The organism is Streptomyces sp. NPDC012769 (assembly GCF_042901205.1).
Taxonomy (GTDB): Bacteria; Actinomycetota; Actinomycetes; order Streptomycetales; family Streptomycetaceae; genus Streptomyces.
Genome location: NZ_JBIBCP010000002.1, coordinates 33,076 through 50,433, shown reverse-complemented (window position 1 = coordinate 50,433; position 17,358 = coordinate 33,076). Strand labels below are relative to the sequence as shown.

General features: G+C 73.5%; 12 protein-coding genes and 1 other RNA gene. 4 read left to right on the top strand and 9 right to left on the bottom strand.

All coding sequences use genetic code 11. From position 1 onward, the window contains the following. Positions 1 to 65 precede the first annotated feature (65 nt). Positions 66 to 1,331 carry an MFS transporter gene (locus ACFY7C_RS09065; RefSeq protein WP_389646222.1) on the top strand — a complete coding sequence of 422 codons (1,266 nt, stop codon included), beginning with the start codon at positions 66 to 68 and terminating at the stop codon, positions 1,329 to 1,331. Positions 1,332 to 1,381: 50 nt separating this feature from the next. On the opposite strand, the gene ssrA is transcribed toward ACFY7C_RS09065, so the two are convergent. The 5 genes from ssrA to ftsE form a co-directional block, all read right to left on the bottom strand. Continuing rightward, positions 1,382 to 1,750, bottom strand: a transfer-messenger RNA (tmRNA) gene (gene ssrA / locus ACFY7C_RS09060). A 106-nt stretch (positions 1,751 to 1,856) separates the two neighbouring features. Beyond that, positions 1,857 to 2,408, bottom strand: a complete 552-nt coding sequence (smpB, locus tag ACFY7C_RS09055; protein WP_389646219.1) for an SsrA-binding protein SmpB — start codon at positions 2,406 to 2,408, stop codon at positions 1,857 to 1,859. Between the two features lie 18 nt (positions 2,409 to 2,426). Beyond that, the gene (locus tag ACFY7C_RS09050; RefSeq protein ID WP_389646216.1) at positions 2,427 to 3,644 is read right to left on the bottom strand and encodes a S41 family peptidase; all 1,218 of its coding nucleotides are present in this window, start codon (positions 3,642 to 3,644) and stop codon (positions 2,427 to 2,429) included. A 78-nt stretch (positions 3,645 to 3,722) separates the two neighbouring features. Next, the gene (gene ftsX, locus ACFY7C_RS09045) at positions 3,723 to 4,640 is read right to left on the bottom strand and encodes a permease-like cell division protein FtsX (RefSeq protein WP_389646214.1); all 918 of its coding nucleotides are present in this window, start codon (positions 4,638 to 4,640) and stop codon (positions 3,723 to 3,725) included. A gap of 18 nt (positions 4,641 to 4,658) precedes the next feature. Then, a complete protein-coding gene (ftsE, locus tag ACFY7C_RS09040; RefSeq protein WP_345487862.1) occupies positions 4,659 to 5,348 on the bottom strand; it encodes a cell division ATP-binding protein FtsE in 690 nt (229 codons plus the stop codon). Positions 5,349 to 5,573: 225 nt separating this feature from the next. Between ftsE and ACFY7C_RS09035 the strand changes: the two genes are divergently transcribed. Further along, a complete protein-coding gene (locus tag ACFY7C_RS09035; protein ID WP_389646211.1) occupies positions 5,574 to 5,759 on the top strand; it encodes a hypothetical protein in 186 nt (61 codons plus the stop codon). 93 nt (positions 5,760 to 5,852) lie between these two features. Here ACFY7C_RS09035 and ACFY7C_RS09030 read toward each other — a convergent pair whose 3' ends face one another. The 4 genes from ACFY7C_RS09030 to ACFY7C_RS09015 form a co-directional block, all read right to left on the bottom strand. Beyond that, positions 5,853 to 6,887 carry a hypothetical protein gene (locus tag ACFY7C_RS09030; protein WP_389646208.1) on the bottom strand — a complete coding sequence of 345 codons (1,035 nt, stop codon included), beginning with the start codon at positions 6,885 to 6,887 and terminating at the stop codon, positions 5,853 to 5,855. Positions 6,888 to 7,269: 382 nt separating this feature from the next. Further along, positions 7,270 to 8,382, bottom strand: a complete 1,113-nt coding sequence (gene prfB, locus ACFY7C_RS09025) for a peptide chain release factor 2 (RefSeq protein ID WP_389646205.1) — start codon at positions 8,380 to 8,382, stop codon at positions 7,270 to 7,272. 266 nt (positions 8,383 to 8,648) lie between these two features. After that, entirely contained in the window at positions 8,649 to 9,893 is a 1,245-nt protein-coding gene (locus ACFY7C_RS09020) for a serine/threonine-protein kinase (protein ID WP_389646202.1), read from the bottom strand. Between the two features lie 117 nt (positions 9,894 to 10,010). After that, the gene (locus ACFY7C_RS09015; RefSeq protein ID WP_389646199.1) at positions 10,011 to 11,765 is read right to left on the bottom strand and encodes a protein kinase; all 1,755 of its coding nucleotides are present in this window, start codon (positions 11,763 to 11,765) and stop codon (positions 10,011 to 10,013) included. A 443-nt stretch (positions 11,766 to 12,208) separates the two neighbouring features. Between ACFY7C_RS09015 and ACFY7C_RS09010 the strand changes: the two genes are divergently transcribed. After that, the gene (locus ACFY7C_RS09010) at positions 12,209 to 15,799 is read left to right on the top strand and encodes an FtsK/SpoIIIE domain-containing protein (RefSeq protein WP_389649397.1); all 3,591 of its coding nucleotides are present in this window, start codon (positions 12,209 to 12,211) and stop codon (positions 15,797 to 15,799) included. Positions 15,800 to 15,999: 200 nt separating this feature from the next. After that, the gene (locus ACFY7C_RS09005) at positions 16,000 to 17,358 is read left to right on the top strand and encodes an ABC transporter substrate-binding protein (RefSeq protein WP_389646196.1); all 1,359 of its coding nucleotides are present in this window, start codon (positions 16,000 to 16,002) and stop codon (positions 17,356 to 17,358) included.

Here is a 17,358-nt window from a genome sequence, read left to right as displayed (position 1 = left end):
GGGTGCGTGAATCGCCACCGAATAGGTGTTGGACCGGCAGGGTCATGCCAAAAGAACCTTGATCCATGCCCCACCCCGAACTGACGCTCACCCCCACCGGCCCCGCCCTGGCCCCCCGCTACCGCGAGACCGCCCCCAAGGCGCCCAGGACTCGCAAGGCCCCGAAGACACCCGCCGACCCCTACCTCCGGCTCTTCACCCTCCCCGGGGCCCGCGCCTTCACCGCCGGCAACCTGATCGCCCGGCTCCCCATGGGCATGTTCGGCGTCAGCACGGTCGTCATGATCGCCGAGGGGTACGACTCCTACGCCCTCGCCGGAGCCGTCAGCGCCGCCGGCATGGTCGCCGGGGCACTCACCGCGCCCTGGATCGCCCGTCTCGTCGACCGCCACGGCCAGGCCCGGATCGCGGTGCCCGCCACCGTCTGGGCCGTCCTCGGCCAGCTGGTCCTGCTGCTGTGCGCCTATGCCCACGCCCCGGCCTGGGCCCTGGCCGTCACCGCCGCGCTGAGCGCCACCGCGCCCAACACCGGCGGCATGTCCCGGGCCCGCTGGACCCATCTACTGAAGGACGACCCGGACGCCCTGCACACCGCCAACGCCTTCGAACAGGCCGCCGACGAGCTGTGCTTCATGCTCGGCCCGGTGCTCGCCGCGTTCCTCTGCTCGGCGCTGTTCCCGGAGGCCGGCACCCTCGTCGCGGCCGCCCTCTTCCTCGGCGGAGTGCTGCTGTTCGCCGCGCAGCGCGCCACCGAACCGCCGGTCGCCCCGCGCACCGCGGCCGGCTCCCCGCTGCGCGCCCCCGGCATGCCGGCCCTGCTGGCGGTCTTCCTCGCCACCGGGGCGGTCTTCGGCGCGATGGAGGTCGTCACCCTCGCGTACGTGGACGGCCCCGTCGCCGGTCCCGTGCTCGCCCTCCAGGCCGCCGGCTCCTTCGCGGCCGGCCTGGTCTACGGCCGCGTCCGCCGCTCGGCACGACTCGCGAGCTGCCTCGCCGCGATGACGGTCCTGATGGCCCTGCCCCTGCTCGCCGCCCTCACCGGTTCCCTGCTCGCCCTCGCGGGCGCCCTGCTGGCGGCGGGCATGGCCACCGCCCCGACGATGGTCACCGGCATGGCCCTGGTCCAGCGCCTGACCCCGCCGGCCCAGCTCAACGAGGGCATGACCCTCGCCGTGACCGCCCTCCTCGGCGGCATCGCGGCCGGCTCCGCCTCCGGCGGCTGGCTCGCCGACCACGCCCCCTCCCCCACCTACGGCTACCTGATCCCGACCACCTCGGCAGCCCTGGCCCTGACCCTCTGCCTGACGGCCCGGGTGGGCCGCCGGGCATGACAAAGGCCCGGCGGTCGCGTGCGACCACCGGGCCTGTGCCCACATGGGATGAGTGGAGATGGCGGGAATCGAACCCGCGTCCAACGGTGCGGAACCAGGGCTTCTCCGTGTGCAGTCTGGTACGAGTTTCTCAGCCCTCCGGATCACCCAGACAAGTCCGGAACGGGCTCAGTCACTGTTAGATTTCCCTCTTCACCCCGTGACCGGGATCAAGGTTTAGTTCCCTGCATGATGCCAGGATCCGGGTCGGGAACAGCCCCGGGCTGACACTTCGCGAGTCGCTACTTAGGCAGCGAGGGCGAAGGAATCGCGCTTGGTGTTGGCGATTATTGGTTTCGGCGCGTGGTTAACGAGATCATTGCCGCTTCCTCGACACGCTTCCCCTGCTTCGACATCCGCTGTCGAAACCGATCATCCCCATGTTGCTGTGTTTAATTTACAACAGTTCAATCCGCGCACCCTCTGTGAGGTGCGTGGCCCATCGTACGTGACCAACGGCCACGCGTGCCAGCGTATTCCCGGGCGTCAGCCGCCCACGGCGAGCTTCGCCGCCCTTTCCCGGCGGCGCGCCGCCGCGATGGCGCGGCTCGCCTCGCGCGTGTCCTGCTTCTCGCGCAGGGTCTGCCGCTTGTCGTACTCCTTCTTGCCCTTGGCCAGCGCGATCTCGCACTTCACCCGGCTGCCCAGGAAGTACAGCGCCAGGGGCACGATCGTGTGACCCGTCTCCGAGGCCTTCTGCTCCAGCTTGTCGATCTCCGCCCGGTGCAGCAGCAGCTTGCGCTTCCGCTTCGCCGAGTGGTTGGTCCAGCTGCCCTGGGAGTACTCCGGGACGTGGATGTTGTGCAGCCACGCCTCTCCGCCGTCGATCTGGACGAAGCCGTCGACCAGCGACGCCCGGCCCATCCGCAGCGACTTCACCTCGGTGCCCATGAGCACCACACCGCACTCGTAGGTGTCGAGGATGTGGTAGTCGTGCCGCGCCTTCTTGTTCTGCGCGATGAGCTTGCGCTCCGGCCCCTTGTCCTGGCTCTTCTTCTTCGCAGGCTTGCCCTGCACGTTGACGAGTCCCTTTGCCATAGTGCGGTCATTTTCGCACTACGAGCCCCCTCCGAGGCCACTCAATACCGTACGGGCCCGCTTCTCGGCCCGGTCGCCGCCCGCGTCGCCGACGACGAGGTCCGGAACGATGCCGCGGCCGTCCACCGCGTGACCGGCGGGCGTCCGGTAGTGCCCGACGGTCAGCTCGGCGACGGAACCGTCGGGAAGCGTGCTCGGCATCTGCACCGCGCCCTTGCCGAAGGTCCGCGAGCCGACCGTGACCGCCCGGCCCCGGTCCTTCAGCGCTCCGGTCAGCAGCTCGGCGGCGCTCATCGTGCCGCCGTCGACCAGCGCCACCAGGGGCCGTACGGTGTCGCCGCCGCCCTCCGCGTACACCGCGTGCTGCTCGCCGTCCACGTCGTACGTGGCGACGAGGCCGCCGTCGAGGAAGGCGGAGGCGGCGGTCGCGGCCTCCGCGAGCAGTCCCCCGGAGTTGCCGCGCAGGTCCAGCAGGACCCCGGCGCCGGGCGGCGCGGAACGGACGGCCGCCCGCACCCGCTCCCCGGTGCCCTTGGTGAAGGCGCTGACCCGGATCAGTACGGCGCCGTCGTCGAGCCGGCGGACGGTGACCGGGTCGGTCGCGAGCCGCGCCCGGCGCAGGGTCTCGGTCCAGACGGCCCGGCCGCGCTCCACGCGCAGGGTGATCGTGGAGCCGGGGACGCCTCCGCCGCGCAGCAGCGAGACGACCTCGGAGACGGAGAGCCCGCCGACCGGCCGGCCGTCGACGGCGGTGAGCCGGTCCCCCGGCCGCAGCCCGGCCCGCGCGGCGGGCCCGCCCGCCTGCACGCGGCTGATCTCCACCCGGTCGGGCCCGGCCTTGCGGGCGGAAAGGCCGACCCCGGTGTACGCGCCGTCGAGGGCCTGCTCGAACTCCGCGTACTCCCGCTTGTCGTACACCGCGCCCCAGCGGTCGCCGCTGCGGCTGACGAAGTCCTCGGCCGCCTTCGTACCCGACTTGCCGTCGGCCATGGCCTCGGCGGCGGCCCGGGCGAGCGCCGCCCGGTCGACGGTGTCCCGGTCCGCACCGGCACGGTCCGCACCGGCCCGGTCGGCCGCCACCGGCGCGGACGCCGGCTCGTACGCCTGCTCCCGGCGCGGCAGGGAACCGGTCGCCGCGGCCGTACCGAGCACTCCGGCGAAGACCAACGTCAGGGCGGCCCCACGGAGGACTCCGCGGGGCCGTCGACAGAACTCGGGGCCGGCACCGGCACGCATGTCGCCCACTCTAGGACAAGCGAACGGCGTCGTACGGCGGTTGGCCGGACGACGCCGTGTGCTCTCCCGAGGGCTCCGTCACACCTTCAGGTACTTGCGCAGCGCCACGAAGGCGGCCAGGGCCGGCATCAGCAGGCCGATCGCGATGACGAGCGGCAGCTTGGCGAAGACGGCGTCCCAGCCGATGAAGTTGACCAGCTGCATCTTGTCGGCGAGCGCGATGCCGTGGTCGATGAGGAAGTACCGGCCGACGAGGAGCATCACGCAGGCGACGGCGCCACCGAGGAGACCGGCGAAGGCGGCCTCCATGATGAACGGCATCTGGATGTAGAAGTTGGTCGCGCCGACCAGCCGCATGATGCCGGTCTCGCGGCGGCGGCTGAAGGCGGAGACGCGCACCGTGTTGACGATCAGCATCAGCGCGATGACCAGCATGAGGCCCATGATGCCGAGGGCGGCGATGTTCATGCCGTTCATCAGGTCGAAGAGGTTCTGCAGGATGTTGCGCTGGTCCTGGACCGACTCCACGCCGTCACGGCCCGCGAACGCGGTCGCGACCACCTTGTACTTCTCCGGGTCCTTCAGCTTCACGCGGAAGGACTCCTGCATCTGATCCGGCGTCACGACCGAGGCGATGGCCGTGTCGCCGTACTGCTCCTTGTAGTGCTTGTAGGCCTCGTCGGCGGTCTCGTGATGGACCGTCTCGACGATGTCCATCTCCTTCAGATCGGCCTCGATCTGCTCCTTCTGCTGCGCGGTGACCGCGCCCTTGGCGCACTTGGCCGAGGTGGCGCCGTCGCTCTTGTTGCAGAGGAAGATGGAGACGTTGACCTTGTCGTACCAGTAGTCCTTCATCGTGCTGACCTGCTCGCGCATGAGCAGGGCCCCGCCGAAGAGGGCGAGCGAGAGGGCCACGGACACGATGACGGCGAAGGTCATCGTGAGGTTGCGCCGGAGACCGACCCCGATCTCCGAGAGCACGAACTGAGCGCGCATGTGATCTCTCCCCGCCCGTCAGTGCTGGTAGCCGTAGACGCCGCGCGCCTGGTCGCGGACGAGGCGGCCCTTTTCGAGCTCGATGACGCGCTTGCGCATCTGGTCGACGATGTTCTGGTCGTGGGTCGCCATGACGACGGTGGTCCCTGTCCTGTTGATGCGGTCGAGCAGCTTCATGATGCCGACGGAGGTCTGCGGGTCGAGGTTGCCGGTGGGCTCGTCCGCGATCAGCAGCATCGGGCGGTTGACGAAGGCCCGCGCGATGGCGACGCGCTGCTGCTCACCGCCGGACAGCTCGCCCGGCATGCGGTCCTCCTTGCCGCCCAGGCCGACCAGGTCGAGCACCTGGGGCACGGCCTTGCGGATCTCGCCGCGCGGCTTCCCGATGACCTCCTGGGCGAAGGCCACGTTCTCGGCGACGGTCTTGTTGGGCAGGAGCCGGAAGTCCTGGAAGACCGTCCCCAGCTGGCGGCGCATGTGCGGCACCTTCCAGTTGGAGAGCCGGGCGAGGTCCTTGCCCAGGACGTGCACCTGACCGTGGCTGGCGCGCTCTTCGCGCAGGATCAGCCGCAGGAAGGTCGACTTTCCGGAGCCGGAGGAACCGACGAGGAAGACGAACTCCCCCTTCTCGATCTCCAGGGACACGTCCCGGAGCGCGGGGCGGTTCTGCTTCGGATAGGACTTGGAGACGTTGTCGAATCGGATCACGGATGCACCACGGTCGGCCGGGAGTAGGTGTGCGTGACCATACGCGAACGGGGTCGGCCCGCGCAGTCGCGGTCCGGGCTTGTGTGCTTTATCCTTTTCGTCCTTCGTCGGCGGTCGCGCGGGGCGCGCCGAAAAGCTCCGGAGCTGGCACAGTGGTAGGGGGAACGCGCGGGTCACCCGGAGCGTTCTTCTTGTGAGGACCCCTGTGCGGGAGGAGGAGAGCGCATGACCTATGACCGACTGGTGTGCGCCAACTGCGCGGCCCCCGTCGCGGAGGGCCGTTGTCCCGTCTGCCGCGCCAACCGCGAGCGGCTGCCCCAGCCGTCGGGCCTGACCCCGGCGATGCTGCTGAGCCTGGTGATCGCCCTGGTGGCGGCGATGGCCCTGCTGGCGGCGGTGCGGGGCGTGTAGGGGCCCCTAGGAGTACGTGGAAGGGCCGGAGGTGCTCGGGAGCACCTCCGGCCCTTCTGTGTGCCGTCACCGGCCGCCTGTGACCCTTACGGCTCAGACGGCGGCGCGACCGCCGCCCACGAGGCGCGGCAGGAAGCGGAAGCCGATGCCACCGGCGATCATGGTGGCGGCGCCGATGATCAGGAACGAGGTCTCGGCGGCGCCGGTCTCCGCCAGCTCCTCCTTGGCCTTGCCCTGCTCGACGGGCTGCGAGCCGGCGTTGTTGGTGTCGGGGTTGTTGTCCACGCACTCGGCGCCGTCGAGGTCGACGGTGCAGGTGCCGGCGCCACCGTCGGTGGAGGAACCACCGTTGCCGCCGTTGCCGCCCTGACCGCCGTTGTCGCCGGAACCGCCGTTGTTGCCGGTGCCACCGTTGTTGCCGGTGCCGGCGGAGGTGCCGGTGGACGTGCCGGTGGACGTACCCGTCGAGGTACCGGTCGAGGTGCCCGCCGAGGTACCGGTGGACGTACCCGCCGAGGTACCGGTCGAGGTGCCCGCCGAGGTACCGGTGGACGTACCCGTCGAGGTACCGGTCGACGTACCCGTCGAGGTGCCCGTGGACGTACCCGTCGAGGTACCGGTCGACGTACCCGTCGAGGTGCCCGTCGAGGTACCGGTCGACGTACCCGTCGAGGTACCGGTCGAGGTGCCCGTGGACGTACCGGTGGACGTACCCGTCGAGGTACCGGTGGACGTGCCCGTCGAGGTGCCCGTGGACGTACCGGTCGAGGTACCGGTGGACGTGCCCGTCGAGGTGCCCGTGGACGTACCGGTCGAGGTGCCCGTGGACGTGCCCTCGGACGTACCCGTCGAGGTGCCCGTCGAGGTGCCCGTGGACGTACCGGTCGAGGTGCCCGTGGACGTGCCCGTCGAGGTGCCGGTCGAGGTGCCCTCGGTTTGGCCGACGGACGTGTTGCCCTCCGTGTCACCGATGCCGAGGCCGGCGTCCAGGCCCTCGTTGGTCACGGTGACCTCGGCCTCGATGCCGTTCACGGCCTGGGCGGCACCGGCAACGGTGAGCGACGCGCCGGCCGCGATCACGGCACCGGCAGCTATCCGCGCGACGCGGACCCGCGTCTTCTTGGTCATCTGGCTGCTACCCCCAGTAGCTGAAATCGTCTGTAGAGCCGCGCTCGGGGGCTGCGGACACCGGGGGCCGTCACATGCACTGGACCTGCCCCCGTTCACACGCGCCCCAGAAATACGCATGCCGCGGGCCACCCTTCCGAGTTTCCGAGGGCGCGTCAAGGTCGTTGCGCGTGCGATGCCCGAAAGATCACCTTCTGCCCGCCATGCGGGGATGCAACTGTGACGTAAACCCGGAACTCCCGGCTCTGCCACACCAGTTCCCATGTCGACAAAGCGTCAGGAACGCCTGTCCTCCGCTTGCGCCCGCGAATCCGGAACGCACCGGGCCCCGCTCACCTGGTGCGGTGAGCGGGGCCTGCGTGGACGTGTGCCGGGGCGCCGGTTACTGCGTCTGCTCCTGCTGCTTGCGCCAGCGGATGCCGGCCTCCAGGAAGCCGTCGATCTCGCCGTCCAGGACGGCCTGCGGGTTGCCGACCTCGAACTCCGTACGGAGGTCCTTGACCATCTGGTACGGGTGCAGGACGTACGAGCGCATCTGGTTGCCCCAGGAGCTGCCGCCGTCGCCCTTCAGGGCGTCCATCTTGGCGCGCTCCTCCTGGCGCTGGCGCTCGAGGAGCTTGGCCTGGAGGACGTTCATGGCGCTCGCCTTGTTCTGGATCTGGGAGCGCTCGTTCTGGCAGGAGACCACGATGCCGGTCGGGATGTGCGTGATGCGCACGGCCGAGTCGGTGGTGTTGACGCCCTGGCCGCCGGGGCCGGAGGCCCGGTAGACGTCGATGCGCAGCTCCGACTCGTCGATCTCCACGTGGTCGGACTGCTCGACGACCGGAAGGATCTCGACACCCGCGAAGGAGGTCTGGCGGCGGCCCTGGTTGTCGAAGGGCGAGATGCGGACCAGGCGGTGGGTGCCCTGCTCGACGGAGAGGGTGCCGTAGGCGTAGGGGGCCTTGACCACGAAGGTGGTCGACTTGATGCCCGCCTCCTCCGCGTACGAGGTCTCGTAGACCTCCGTCGAGTAGCCGTGGCGCTCGGCCCAGCGCAGGTACATGCGCTGGAGGCGCTCGGCGAAGTCGGAGGCGTCGACGCCGCCGGCCTCGGCGCGGATGTTGACCAGCGCCTCGCGTTCGTCGTACTCGCCGGAGAGGAGGGTGCGGACCTCCATCTCGTCCAGGGCCTTGCGGACGGCCGCGAGCTCGGTCTCGGCCTCGGCCCGGGTGTCCGGGTCGTCCATCTCCTCGGCCAGCTCGAAGAGGACCGCGAGGTCGTCGATCCGTCCGCGCAGGGCCTCGGCCTTGCGCACCTCGGCCTGGAGGTGCGAAAGCTTGCTCGTGATCTTCTGCGCCGCCTCCGGGTCGTCCCACAGGGACGGGGCCGCGGCCTGCTCTTCGAGCACGGCGATGTCTGCCCTCAACTTGTCGAGGTCCAGGACGGCCTCGATCGACCCCATGGTCGAGGAGAGGGACTTCAGCTCTTCGGATACATCGACGACTGCCACGCGTCCAGCGTAACGGCTCCGGGCAAGGACCCGGACCTGCGATCCCGAGCCGTGATCGCGGGCGGGATCGAAGGTGCGATCCGGGGCGCGCTCCGAAGCGGGACCGCGAGCCGGGCCCCGGCCCCCGTTCCCGATGCCCGGCCGGGCGCCGCTCTCCGTCCGGTGGGCCGGTCCGTCCCGCCCCGCTCACCCGGGCCCGGCACCCGGGCCGGAGCCCGCGTTCGGCCCGATGGGCCCGGTCCGCTCGGGGTCCCGGCGCCCGGCTGCTACGGCTGGGAAGACGTCTTCGAGTCCTGCGGCGGCGCGTCCGCGTCGCCGGACGCCGCCAGATAGCCGCCCGCGCCCAGCGCGCCCGCGATCACGACCGCGGCGACGGTGAGCGTGATCCGGCGCTTGCGCACGGCGTCGGCCTTGTGGCGGGCCGAGCCGGGCCGCCGGGCGCCCGCGGGGCGCGGGGCGCGGGCGGTGCCCAGCGGGCCGCCGGAGAGCTCGTCCGGGCCGGGGACCCGCATGGAGGTGTGGGTGTCCCGGTTGGAGTCGGTGGAGGCGCCGGGGACGAGGGGGACGGCGGCCCGGCGCGGCGCGGGCTCCCCGGGGCCCGCACCACCGGTGGGGTAGGGGTCCTCCTCGTACGACGGATCCGCCGCCGGGTCCGCGTCCGGCTCGTCCACGTCGAGCGGCGGGATGCCCTTGAGCGTGGGCAGCACGTCGCGCAGCCGGGTCGCGAGCTCCGAGGCGCGCAGCCGGGAGGCGGGGGCCTTGGCGAGGCACTGGACGATCAGCTGCCACAGCTCCTCGGGGATGCCGGGCAGCGGGACGACGGTCTCGGTGACGTGGCGGCGCAGGACGGCGCCGGGGTGGCCGCCGCCGAACGGGGTGAAGCCGGCCAGCAGCTCGTACAGGACGGTCGCGAGGGCGTAGATGTCGACGGCGGCGCGGGGCGGCAGGCCCTCGACGATCTCGGGGGCGAGGTAGTCGGGGGTGCCGATGATCCGGGTGGCCTTGGTGCGGCCGGGGGTGTCGATGAGCTTGGCGACGCCGAAGTCGGTGAGCAGGGCCGGGTGGGCGCCGCCGGGCCCGAGCGGTCCCTCCATGTCGAGCAGGATGTTCTCGGGCTTCACGTCCCGGTGGACCACGCCGGCCTTGTGGGCGACGGCGAGGCCGTCGGCGACGTCGGCGATGATCGCGACGGCGGCCTCGGGCGCGAGCCGGCGCTCGCGGTCGAGGCGGGTGCGCAGGTCGGTGCCGCGGACGAGGTCCATGACGAGGGCGAGGTCGTTGCCGTCGACGACGAGGTCGCGGACGGAGACGACGTGCGGGTGGTCGAGTCCGAGCAGGGCGGTGCGCTCCTGGACGAAGCGGCCGACGAGCTCCTGGTCGGCGGCGAGGTCCTCGCGCAGCAGCTTGATGGCGACGGGGCCCTCGGGGCCCTCGCCGAGCCACACCGTGCCGGCGCTGCCCCGCCCGAGGATCTGGTGGGCCGTGTAGCGGCTGCCGATATTCCGTGCCAAGACTGCTCCCTCAGCGGCTGCGGTTCGCGTCAAAGTTACGCGTCCGAAGGCGCCGACCGGCACTTCCGAGGGGAAATCACCCCTCGGAAGTCGACAAATCGATGCCGTGGCCGTGGACTACTGGCCCGTACCGCCGGTAGCACCCGTGTTCACGCTGTCGATGAGGTCCGAGACCCAGCCGGTGAACGAGGAGATCCCGTCGCCGATCGCCTCCCAGTAGCCCTTGCCCTGGGCGACCCAGTCCTGGAGCGGGGTGAGCTCCCAGATGAGCCAGCCGGCGATCACGAACAGCAGGACCGTGAACAGGCAGCCCTTGAGGCAGCCGAGGCCCGGGATGCGCATCGGGTTGGCGCTGCGCTGACGCGGCGGGCGCGGCTCGCGCGGGGCCGGGGCGGGCGCGGGGGCCTGGGGCGGCGGCTGCGGCGGCGTGTACTGCTGCTGCGGCTGGGGCGCGTACTGCTGCCGCTGCGGGGGCTGCGGGGCGTACGGCTGGGGCGGCGGAGGCTGCTGCCGGTACTGCTGCGGCTGGTGCTGCGACTGCTGGTGCTGCTGGTGCTGCTGATGCGGAGGTGCCTGCGGCGGACGCTGCGGGTACTGCTGCGGCTGCGGCTGGCGCTGGGGGCGGCGGCGCAGCGGGTCCTGGCTCGGGTCCAGGTACTGCACCTGCGTCTGCTCGTTGCGGTCGCGGGCCGCGCGCAGCTGGGACTGCCAGGGGTGCGGCTGCTCCCCCGGCGGGTTCTCCGGTACGGGGGGCATGACCGCGGTCGGGTCGGCGGCCCCCGTGGCGGGAAGCACCGAGGTCGGGTCGGAGGCGCCCGCCGGGCCGCTGGTCGGCATCACGCTGGTCGGCGCGGCCGGGTCGTACTGCGGGGGCTGCGGGGCACCGGCGCCCATGCCGCCGGGCAGCACCTGGGTGGCGCCGGCCGGGTCGACGCCGGGGGTCTCCGGGACGGGGGCCGGGGCCGGGTCGGGGGCGAGCAGCGCGCCGACGCCCTCGGCGGCCTCGATCTGGGCCGGGGTGGCGTGCACGCCGATGCCGGCGGCGACGGTGCGCAGACCGCGGGCCAGGTTCTCGGCGCTCGGCCGCCGGTCCGGGTCCTTGCTGAGGCAGCGCTCTATCACCGTCCACAGCGGTCCGGGCACGGTCGACGGGCGGCGCGGCTCCTCGCTCAGGTGGCGGTGGAGGACCTCGAGCGCCGTGCCGCCGGCGAACGGCGGACGGCCGGTGACCAGTTCGTAGAGCAGGATGCCGGCGCCGTAGATGTCGACGGCGGAGGTCTGCGGGCGGCCCTCGGCGGACTCGGGCGCCACATACGCGGGGGTGCCGACGAACTCGTGGGTGCGGGTCAGGCCCGGAGAGTCGGCCAGGCGCGCGATGCCGAAGTCGGTGAGCATCGGGAACATGGCGCCGTCCCGCTCGGCGAGCAGCACGTTGGCGGGCTTGAGGTCGCGGTGGACGACGCCGTCGGCGTGGCTCGCGGCGAGGGCGTCGGCGATCTGCGCGGTGAGCAGGGCGGCGGCGACCGGGGTGAGCGGGCCGCTCTCGCGGATGTAGCGGTGCAGGTCGGGGCCCTCGACGAGGTCCATGACCAGGGCGAGGACGTCACCCTCCACGACGAGGTCGCGGGTGCGCACGATGTTGGGGTGGGTGAGCCGGAGCAGCACGGAGCGCTCGCGCAGGAAGCGCATCACGATGTCCGCGTCGTTGGCCAGCTCCTCCTTGAGGACCTTGATCGCGACGGTCTCGCCGGGCTGGCCGGGCACTGCTGCCTCGGCGCCGGCCGTCTCCCGCTGGCGGGCTCGCCAGACGGTGCCCGTGGCGCCGCGGCCGAGCGGCTCCTCGAGCAGGTACTTGCTGCCGATAGGCCGCACGTCACGCGCTCCCTGCTGATCGTGGTCCTGGGGTCGTACGTGGAGGATCCCCGGGGTTCCTGTGTGTTCTGTGACCCGTCCGGGTGTCCGACCCACTTTAGTGCCGCCGAACGGGTCATCGGCCGTCTCCAGGAAGGCCGATTTCCCCACTCTTGCTGTCCGAAAAGGAGACGTCGGGCGCCTACCCGAGGTTGCCGGAAGCGACGCGAGACATACGCAACCAGGCGTTTTCACGTCGAGAGACGACCGAACAAGATCACTTCTGGGCGACCCGCGGGCGGGTTGTCAGTGGCAGGTGCGAGGATGCCTACAGCACGTCGTGTCGGGGGTCGGGAGCCCCCGCGCCGTGCCGACCTGTACCGGACGACGCGTCCGTGCCGGGTGGGGGGCGAGTGGGCGATTCCCCTGCCGGGCGCGCCGCGCAGAAGGGACCGCTGACGGCGATGCAGATCCGGCTGACCGTCCTCGCGCCGCACGCCGGCCACGGCCTCGGGCGCGCCTGCGACGTGCTCGTCACCGCGCCCGCGGGGACCGAGCTGGCCGCCGTGGCCTCCTCGCTCGCCGCGGCCGTCTCCGGCCCCGACACCTCCTCCTCCGGGACCACCGTGCTGTACGCGGGCGGCGAGCGGCTCGACACCCGCCGCTGTCTGCTGGGAGTGCCACCGCTGGTCGACGGGGCCGTGCTCTCGCTCCAGGTGCCCGGCGCGGACGACGGCGTCGGCGAGGGCGCCCCGGCCCGGCTCCATGTGGTCGCCGGCCCCGACGCGGGCGGCGTGCACCTGCTGCACGGCGGAGCGATCAGGATCGGCCGTTCCGTGGACGCGGACGTGCCGCTCGACGACCCGGACGTCTCCCGCTCCCACTGCACGGTGACGGTGGGCGCCGACGGCCGCGTCACGGTCACCGACCGGGGCTCCACGAACGGGACGACCCTCGACGGCGTCCCGGTCGGCCCCGAGCCCGTCCGCTTCCCGCCCGGAGCGGTCCTGCGGGTCGGCGAGTCCGCGCTGCGCCTGACCGGCCCCGACGCCCCGGCGACCACCGGGCCGGGCGGCCCCGAGCAGGCGCTGTCCACCGCGCCGGACGGCGAGGGCCATCTGCGCGTGACGCGCCCCGCCGGAGCCGGCGGGGACGGAGGCGCGGTCCCGGGTGCCGGCACAGGGGCCGACACGGGCTCGCGTACGGGTGCGGGCTCGGGCGCGCGTACGAGCGCGAGCGCCGGGAGGTACGCGCCCCCGGAGGCCGCGCCCTCCTCGGACGCCACCCACGGCGGCGGTCCCGGGGCCCCGGCCGCCGCGGCCTCCGCCGACGGGCACGCGCGGGCGGAGGAGCCCGGCGAGCCCGAGGGCGGGATCGAGGCCCACAGCAGGACCCGGCAGGTCCGCCGCCGCGGTCTCGGCGCGTGGGCCCGTCGGCTCGCGGGCGGCCGGGAGGACGCGGCCTCCTCCGAGTACGGCGTTGCCCCCGTGCCGGCCTTCTCGGGCGCCCTGTCCGACCCCGCGTCCGGCGGCGGCCCCGGCGCCTCCCCCGACAGCTGGCCCGACCCGGCCGCCGTCCTGCTCACCGCGCTCGGCCCGGGACCGCGCCTGTGGGAGCGGGGCCTCGACCACCCCGAGGCCCTGGCGGTCCGGCTCGGCACGACGGACCGGGCCGAGCTGTCCGGAGTGCCCGTCACCGTCGGACTGCGCGAGGCCGGCTCCCTCGGCCTGGCCGGGCCCGCGCCGCGTCTCGCCGGGCTCGCCCGCTCGGTGGTGGCCCAGCTCGCCGCCCTGCACTCCCCGGGCGACCTGGAGATCGTGCTGGTCAGCGCCGACCGGAACCGCCCCCTCGAGGAGCGGCGCCGGGCCTGGGGCTGGCTCGGCTGGCTCCCGCACGTGCGGCCCGCGCACGGCCAGGACTGCCGGCTCCTCCTCGCCTACGACCGGGACCAGGCGCACGCCCGGCTGACCGAGCTGACCCGCCGCCTGGACGACGGTCCGCTCGGCCCCGGCTGGGCCAGCGCCGAGCGGACGGCGGTCGCCGAGGCCGCCGCGCGCCACGAGGGGCCCGCGACGGTCGTGATCCTCGACGGCGACCCCGGCTCCGCCGCGCTGCGCGAGACGGCGGCCCGGCTCGCCGGCGCGGGCGCCGCCGCCGGCATCCATCTGATCTGCCTGGCGGAGGCGCCCTCCGCCTCCCCCGCCTCGCCCGTCGCGGCGACGTACGAGGAGGCGTGCGCGGCCTCCTTCGCCTTCCGCGAGTGCGGGGCCGCGGCGCTGCTCAGCGGTGATGTGGCGACCGCCCTTCGCCTGCTGCGGACGGCCGGCGGCCGGGCCGCCGGACACGGCACGGTCGGCGTGGTGGACGCCGTCTCGGTGGCCTGGGCCGACCGGTTCGGACGCGCCCTCGCCCCCTTGCGCACGGACGCGGCGGGCGGCGCCGGGCACGGCCGGGCCTCGGCCGTGCTGCCCCCGTCGGCCCGGCTCCTCGACGAGCTGGGCCTGGCCCGGGCCACGCCCGCGTCCCTGATGGCCCGTTGGGCCTCCTCGTCCGACGGCACGGCCGTCCTGGGCGCGGGACCGCGCGGACCGGTCGCGGTCGACCTCACGAAGGAGGGCCCGCACCTGCTGATCGAGGGCCCGGCGGGCAGCGGCCGCACCGAACTGCTGCGCGCCGTCGCCGCCTCCCTCGCGGCCGGCGGCCGCCCCGACCGGCTCGGCCTGCTCCTGGTCGACGGCGCGGGCGGCGAGCGCGGCGAGGGCCTCGCCGCGTGCACGGAGCTGCCGCATGTCACCGAGCACCTGGTCGCCTCCGATCCGGTGCGGATGCGGGAGTTCGCCCAGGCCCTGGGCGCCGAGCTGAAGCGCCGCGCCGAGCTCCTCGGCGACACCCACTTCGCCGACCGCCGCTCGGGCCGCCTGATCGGCCAGCGCACCGCGAGCGCCGCCGAGTCCGTCCCGGCCCCCGCGCGCGCCGTCGCCCGTGTCCCGGACGCCCGGACCGGCGCGGCGGAGCCGGCCGACGGCGGCAGCGGCCGCGCCCCCAGACCCGGCGCCGGTACGGGAGCGAGCGCCGCCTCCTGGTCCGGTACGGCGTACGGCTCCGCTGTCGGAACCGGCGACGAGCGCACCCCGCCCCCCGGCTCCGACCTCCTCGGCGACCGCTTGAGCGGCCGCACCCTGCGCGTGGCGGCCGACGGCGCCGTGGGCGACACCCCGAGCGGCCGGCTGCCCGCACCGGCGACCGCCTCCCTCACCGACCGCACCCCCGCGCCCGGCTCCGACCTCCTCGGCGACCGGCCGAGCGGACGGACCTATCGCACCCCGGCCGGTGCCGTGTACGACCCGACCGGCGGGCCCTCGTACCGCAGCACCCCGCCGCCCGGCTCCGACCTCCTCGGCGACCGGCACAGCAGCCGCACCCTGCGCACCGACTCGGGGCGCCCCGACGGCGACCGTGCCGACGCGCCGGACACGCAGCTGCCGGGGGCCCGGAGCGGACCGGCGGGCGAAGGAGCGGGCTCGCTGCCGCGGCTGGTGGTGCTCGTGGACGACTTCGACGCTCTGGTCGCGCCCGCGCTCGGCGCCCCCGGGCGGCCCGCGGCCGGGTCCGTGGTGCGGGCCCTGGAGGCGGTCGCGCGCCACGGGGCACGGCTCGGGGTGCACCTGGTCGCGACCTCGGCGCGGCCGGACCGCACGGCGGACACGGAGCTGGCGCACGGCGCGCGGCTGCGGATCGTGCTGGACGCGCCGCCCGCCGCGCCCGGCCCGGAGGGCCCCCAGCCGGGACGCGGCCGGCTCGGCCATCCGGACGGGCGGGTGACGCCGTTCCAGGGTGGCCGGGTCACCGGGCGCATCCCGCGCACGGCCACCCTGCGGCCGACGGTCGTCCCGCTGGAGTGGGAGCGCATGGGCGACCCGCCCACCCGGCGCCCGGTCCGCGAGCTGGGCAACGGCCCGACGGATCTGGCCCTGCTCGCCAGCGCCCTCGACCGCGCCGCCCGGTCCGTCGACGCCAGCCCGATACCGCCGCTGACCTCGCCCACCCACGCCTGAGGGCCCGCCCGGAAGCCATCCGGAAGCGCCCCGGACCGTGCACCCCGGCACCGTCGGGCCCTCGGCCCCGCACCCCTGATGTCACGTCACGAGCCGATCACGATCGGGCACTTGACACCGAAGGCGGTATTGCGGGCCTCGGGCACCCGGCGTAGACCTGAGCGCACGGGACCGGAAAACGCGGGAGAGGCGGGGCTCGGATGCGTAACGGCAGAACTCTTCGACTCGTCGCCGTGGCGGCGCTGGCCGTTCTCACGGCGGCGGCGTGCGGAGACGGGGACGGCGGCAAGGGCGCGAAGCCCGGCACGGGCACGCCCAGCGGCGGCTCGGGGCTGTCGCTGCCGTCCCTCAGGGGCGAGAAGATCGAGGTCGCCGCCGTCTGGACCGGCCCCGAGCAGGAGAACTTCACCAAGGTCCTGAAGGAGTTCGAGAAGCGCACGGGCGCGACGGTCACCTTCGTGCCCGCCCAGGACCCGATCGTGAACTTCCTCGGCACGAAGATCGCGGGCGGTTCGCCGCCCGACGTGGCGATGCTGCCGCAGGTCGGCGCGATCCATCAGGCCGCGGCCCAGAAGTGGATCAAGCCGCTCGGCCCCGAGGCGAAGGCGCAGCTCGCCAAGAACTACTCCAAGGGCTGGCAGGACCTCGGCGCGGTCGACGGCACGCCGTACGGCGTCTACTTCAAGGCCGCCAACAAGTCCCTGATCTGGTACAACACCGCCGCCTTCGACAACGCGGGCGCGAGCGAGCCGAAGACCTGGAAGGAGTTCCTCGCCACCGCCGAGACGATCTCCGCCTCCGGCGTCACCCCGGTCTCGGTCGGCGGCGCGGACGGCTGGACCCTCACCGACTGGTTCGAGAACGTCTACCTCTCGCAGGCGGGCCCGGAGAAGTACGACCGGCTGGCCCGGCACGAGCTGAAGTGGACGGATCCCTCGGTCGCCCAGGCCCTGACCACCCTCGGCGAGCTGTTCGGCAAGCCGAGCCTGCTGGCGGGCGGCACCAACGGCGCGCTGCAGACCGAGTTCCCGGTGTCCGTCACCCAGACCTTCACCGGCGGCGACCAGGCCAAGGCGGCGATGGTCTTCGAGGGCGACTTCTCGGCGATCAACATCGCGGAGACCGGCGCGAAGATCGGCACGGACGCGAAGGTCTTCCCCTTCCCGGCCGTCGGCGACGCCGGCACGGCCCCGGTGGTGACCGGCGGCGACGCGGCCGTGGCGCTGAAGGACTCGAAGGGCGCGCAGGCCCTGCTGACCTTCCTCGCCTCGCCCGACGCGGCGCGGATCTGGGCGGCCGAGGGCGGCTTCCTCTCCCCCAACAAGGCGCTCGACCCGGCCGCGTACCCGAACGACGTCCAGCGGGAGATCGCCACGTCGCTGATCGGCGCGGGCGACGACTTCCGCTTCGACATGTCGGACCAGATGCCGCAGTCGTTCGGCGGGACGCCCGGCAAGGGCGAGTGGAAGGCGCTCCAGGACTTCCTGAAGAACCCGAAGGACGTGGCGGGGACCCAGGCCAGACTGGAGGCCGAGGCCGCCAAGGCGTACAAGGGCTGA

Bases quoted from the DNA above. Each gene is read 5' to 3' on its own strand.
- smpB (WP_389646219.1), bottom strand. From the start codon at position 2,408: ATGGCAAAGGGACTCGTCAACGTGCAGGGCAAGCCTGCGAAGAAGAAG.
- ACFY7C_RS09035 (WP_389646211.1), top strand. From the start codon at position 5,574: ATGACCTATGACCGACTGGTGTGCGCCAACTGCGCGGCCCCCGTCGCG.
- ACFY7C_RS09065 (WP_389646222.1), top strand. From the start codon at position 66: ATGCCCCACCCCGAACTGACGCTCACCCCCACCGGCCCCGCCCTGGCC.
- ACFY7C_RS09005 (WP_389646196.1), top strand. From the start codon at position 16,000: ATGCGTAACGGCAGAACTCTTCGACTCGTCGCCGTGGCGGCGCTGGCC.
- ACFY7C_RS09030 (WP_389646208.1), bottom strand. From the start codon at position 6,887: ATGACCAAGAAGACGCGGGTCCGCGTCGCGCGGATAGCTGCCGGTGCC.
- ftsX (WP_389646214.1), bottom strand. From the start codon at position 4,640: ATGCGCGCTCAGTTCGTGCTCTCGGAGATCGGGGTCGGTCTCCGGCGC.
- ACFY7C_RS09010 (WP_389649397.1), top strand. From the start codon at position 12,209: ATGCAGATCCGGCTGACCGTCCTCGCGCCGCACGCCGGCCACGGCCTC.
- ACFY7C_RS09050 (WP_389646216.1), bottom strand. From the start codon at position 3,644: ATGCGTGCCGGTGCCGGCCCCGAGTTCTGTCGACGGCCCCGCGGAGTC.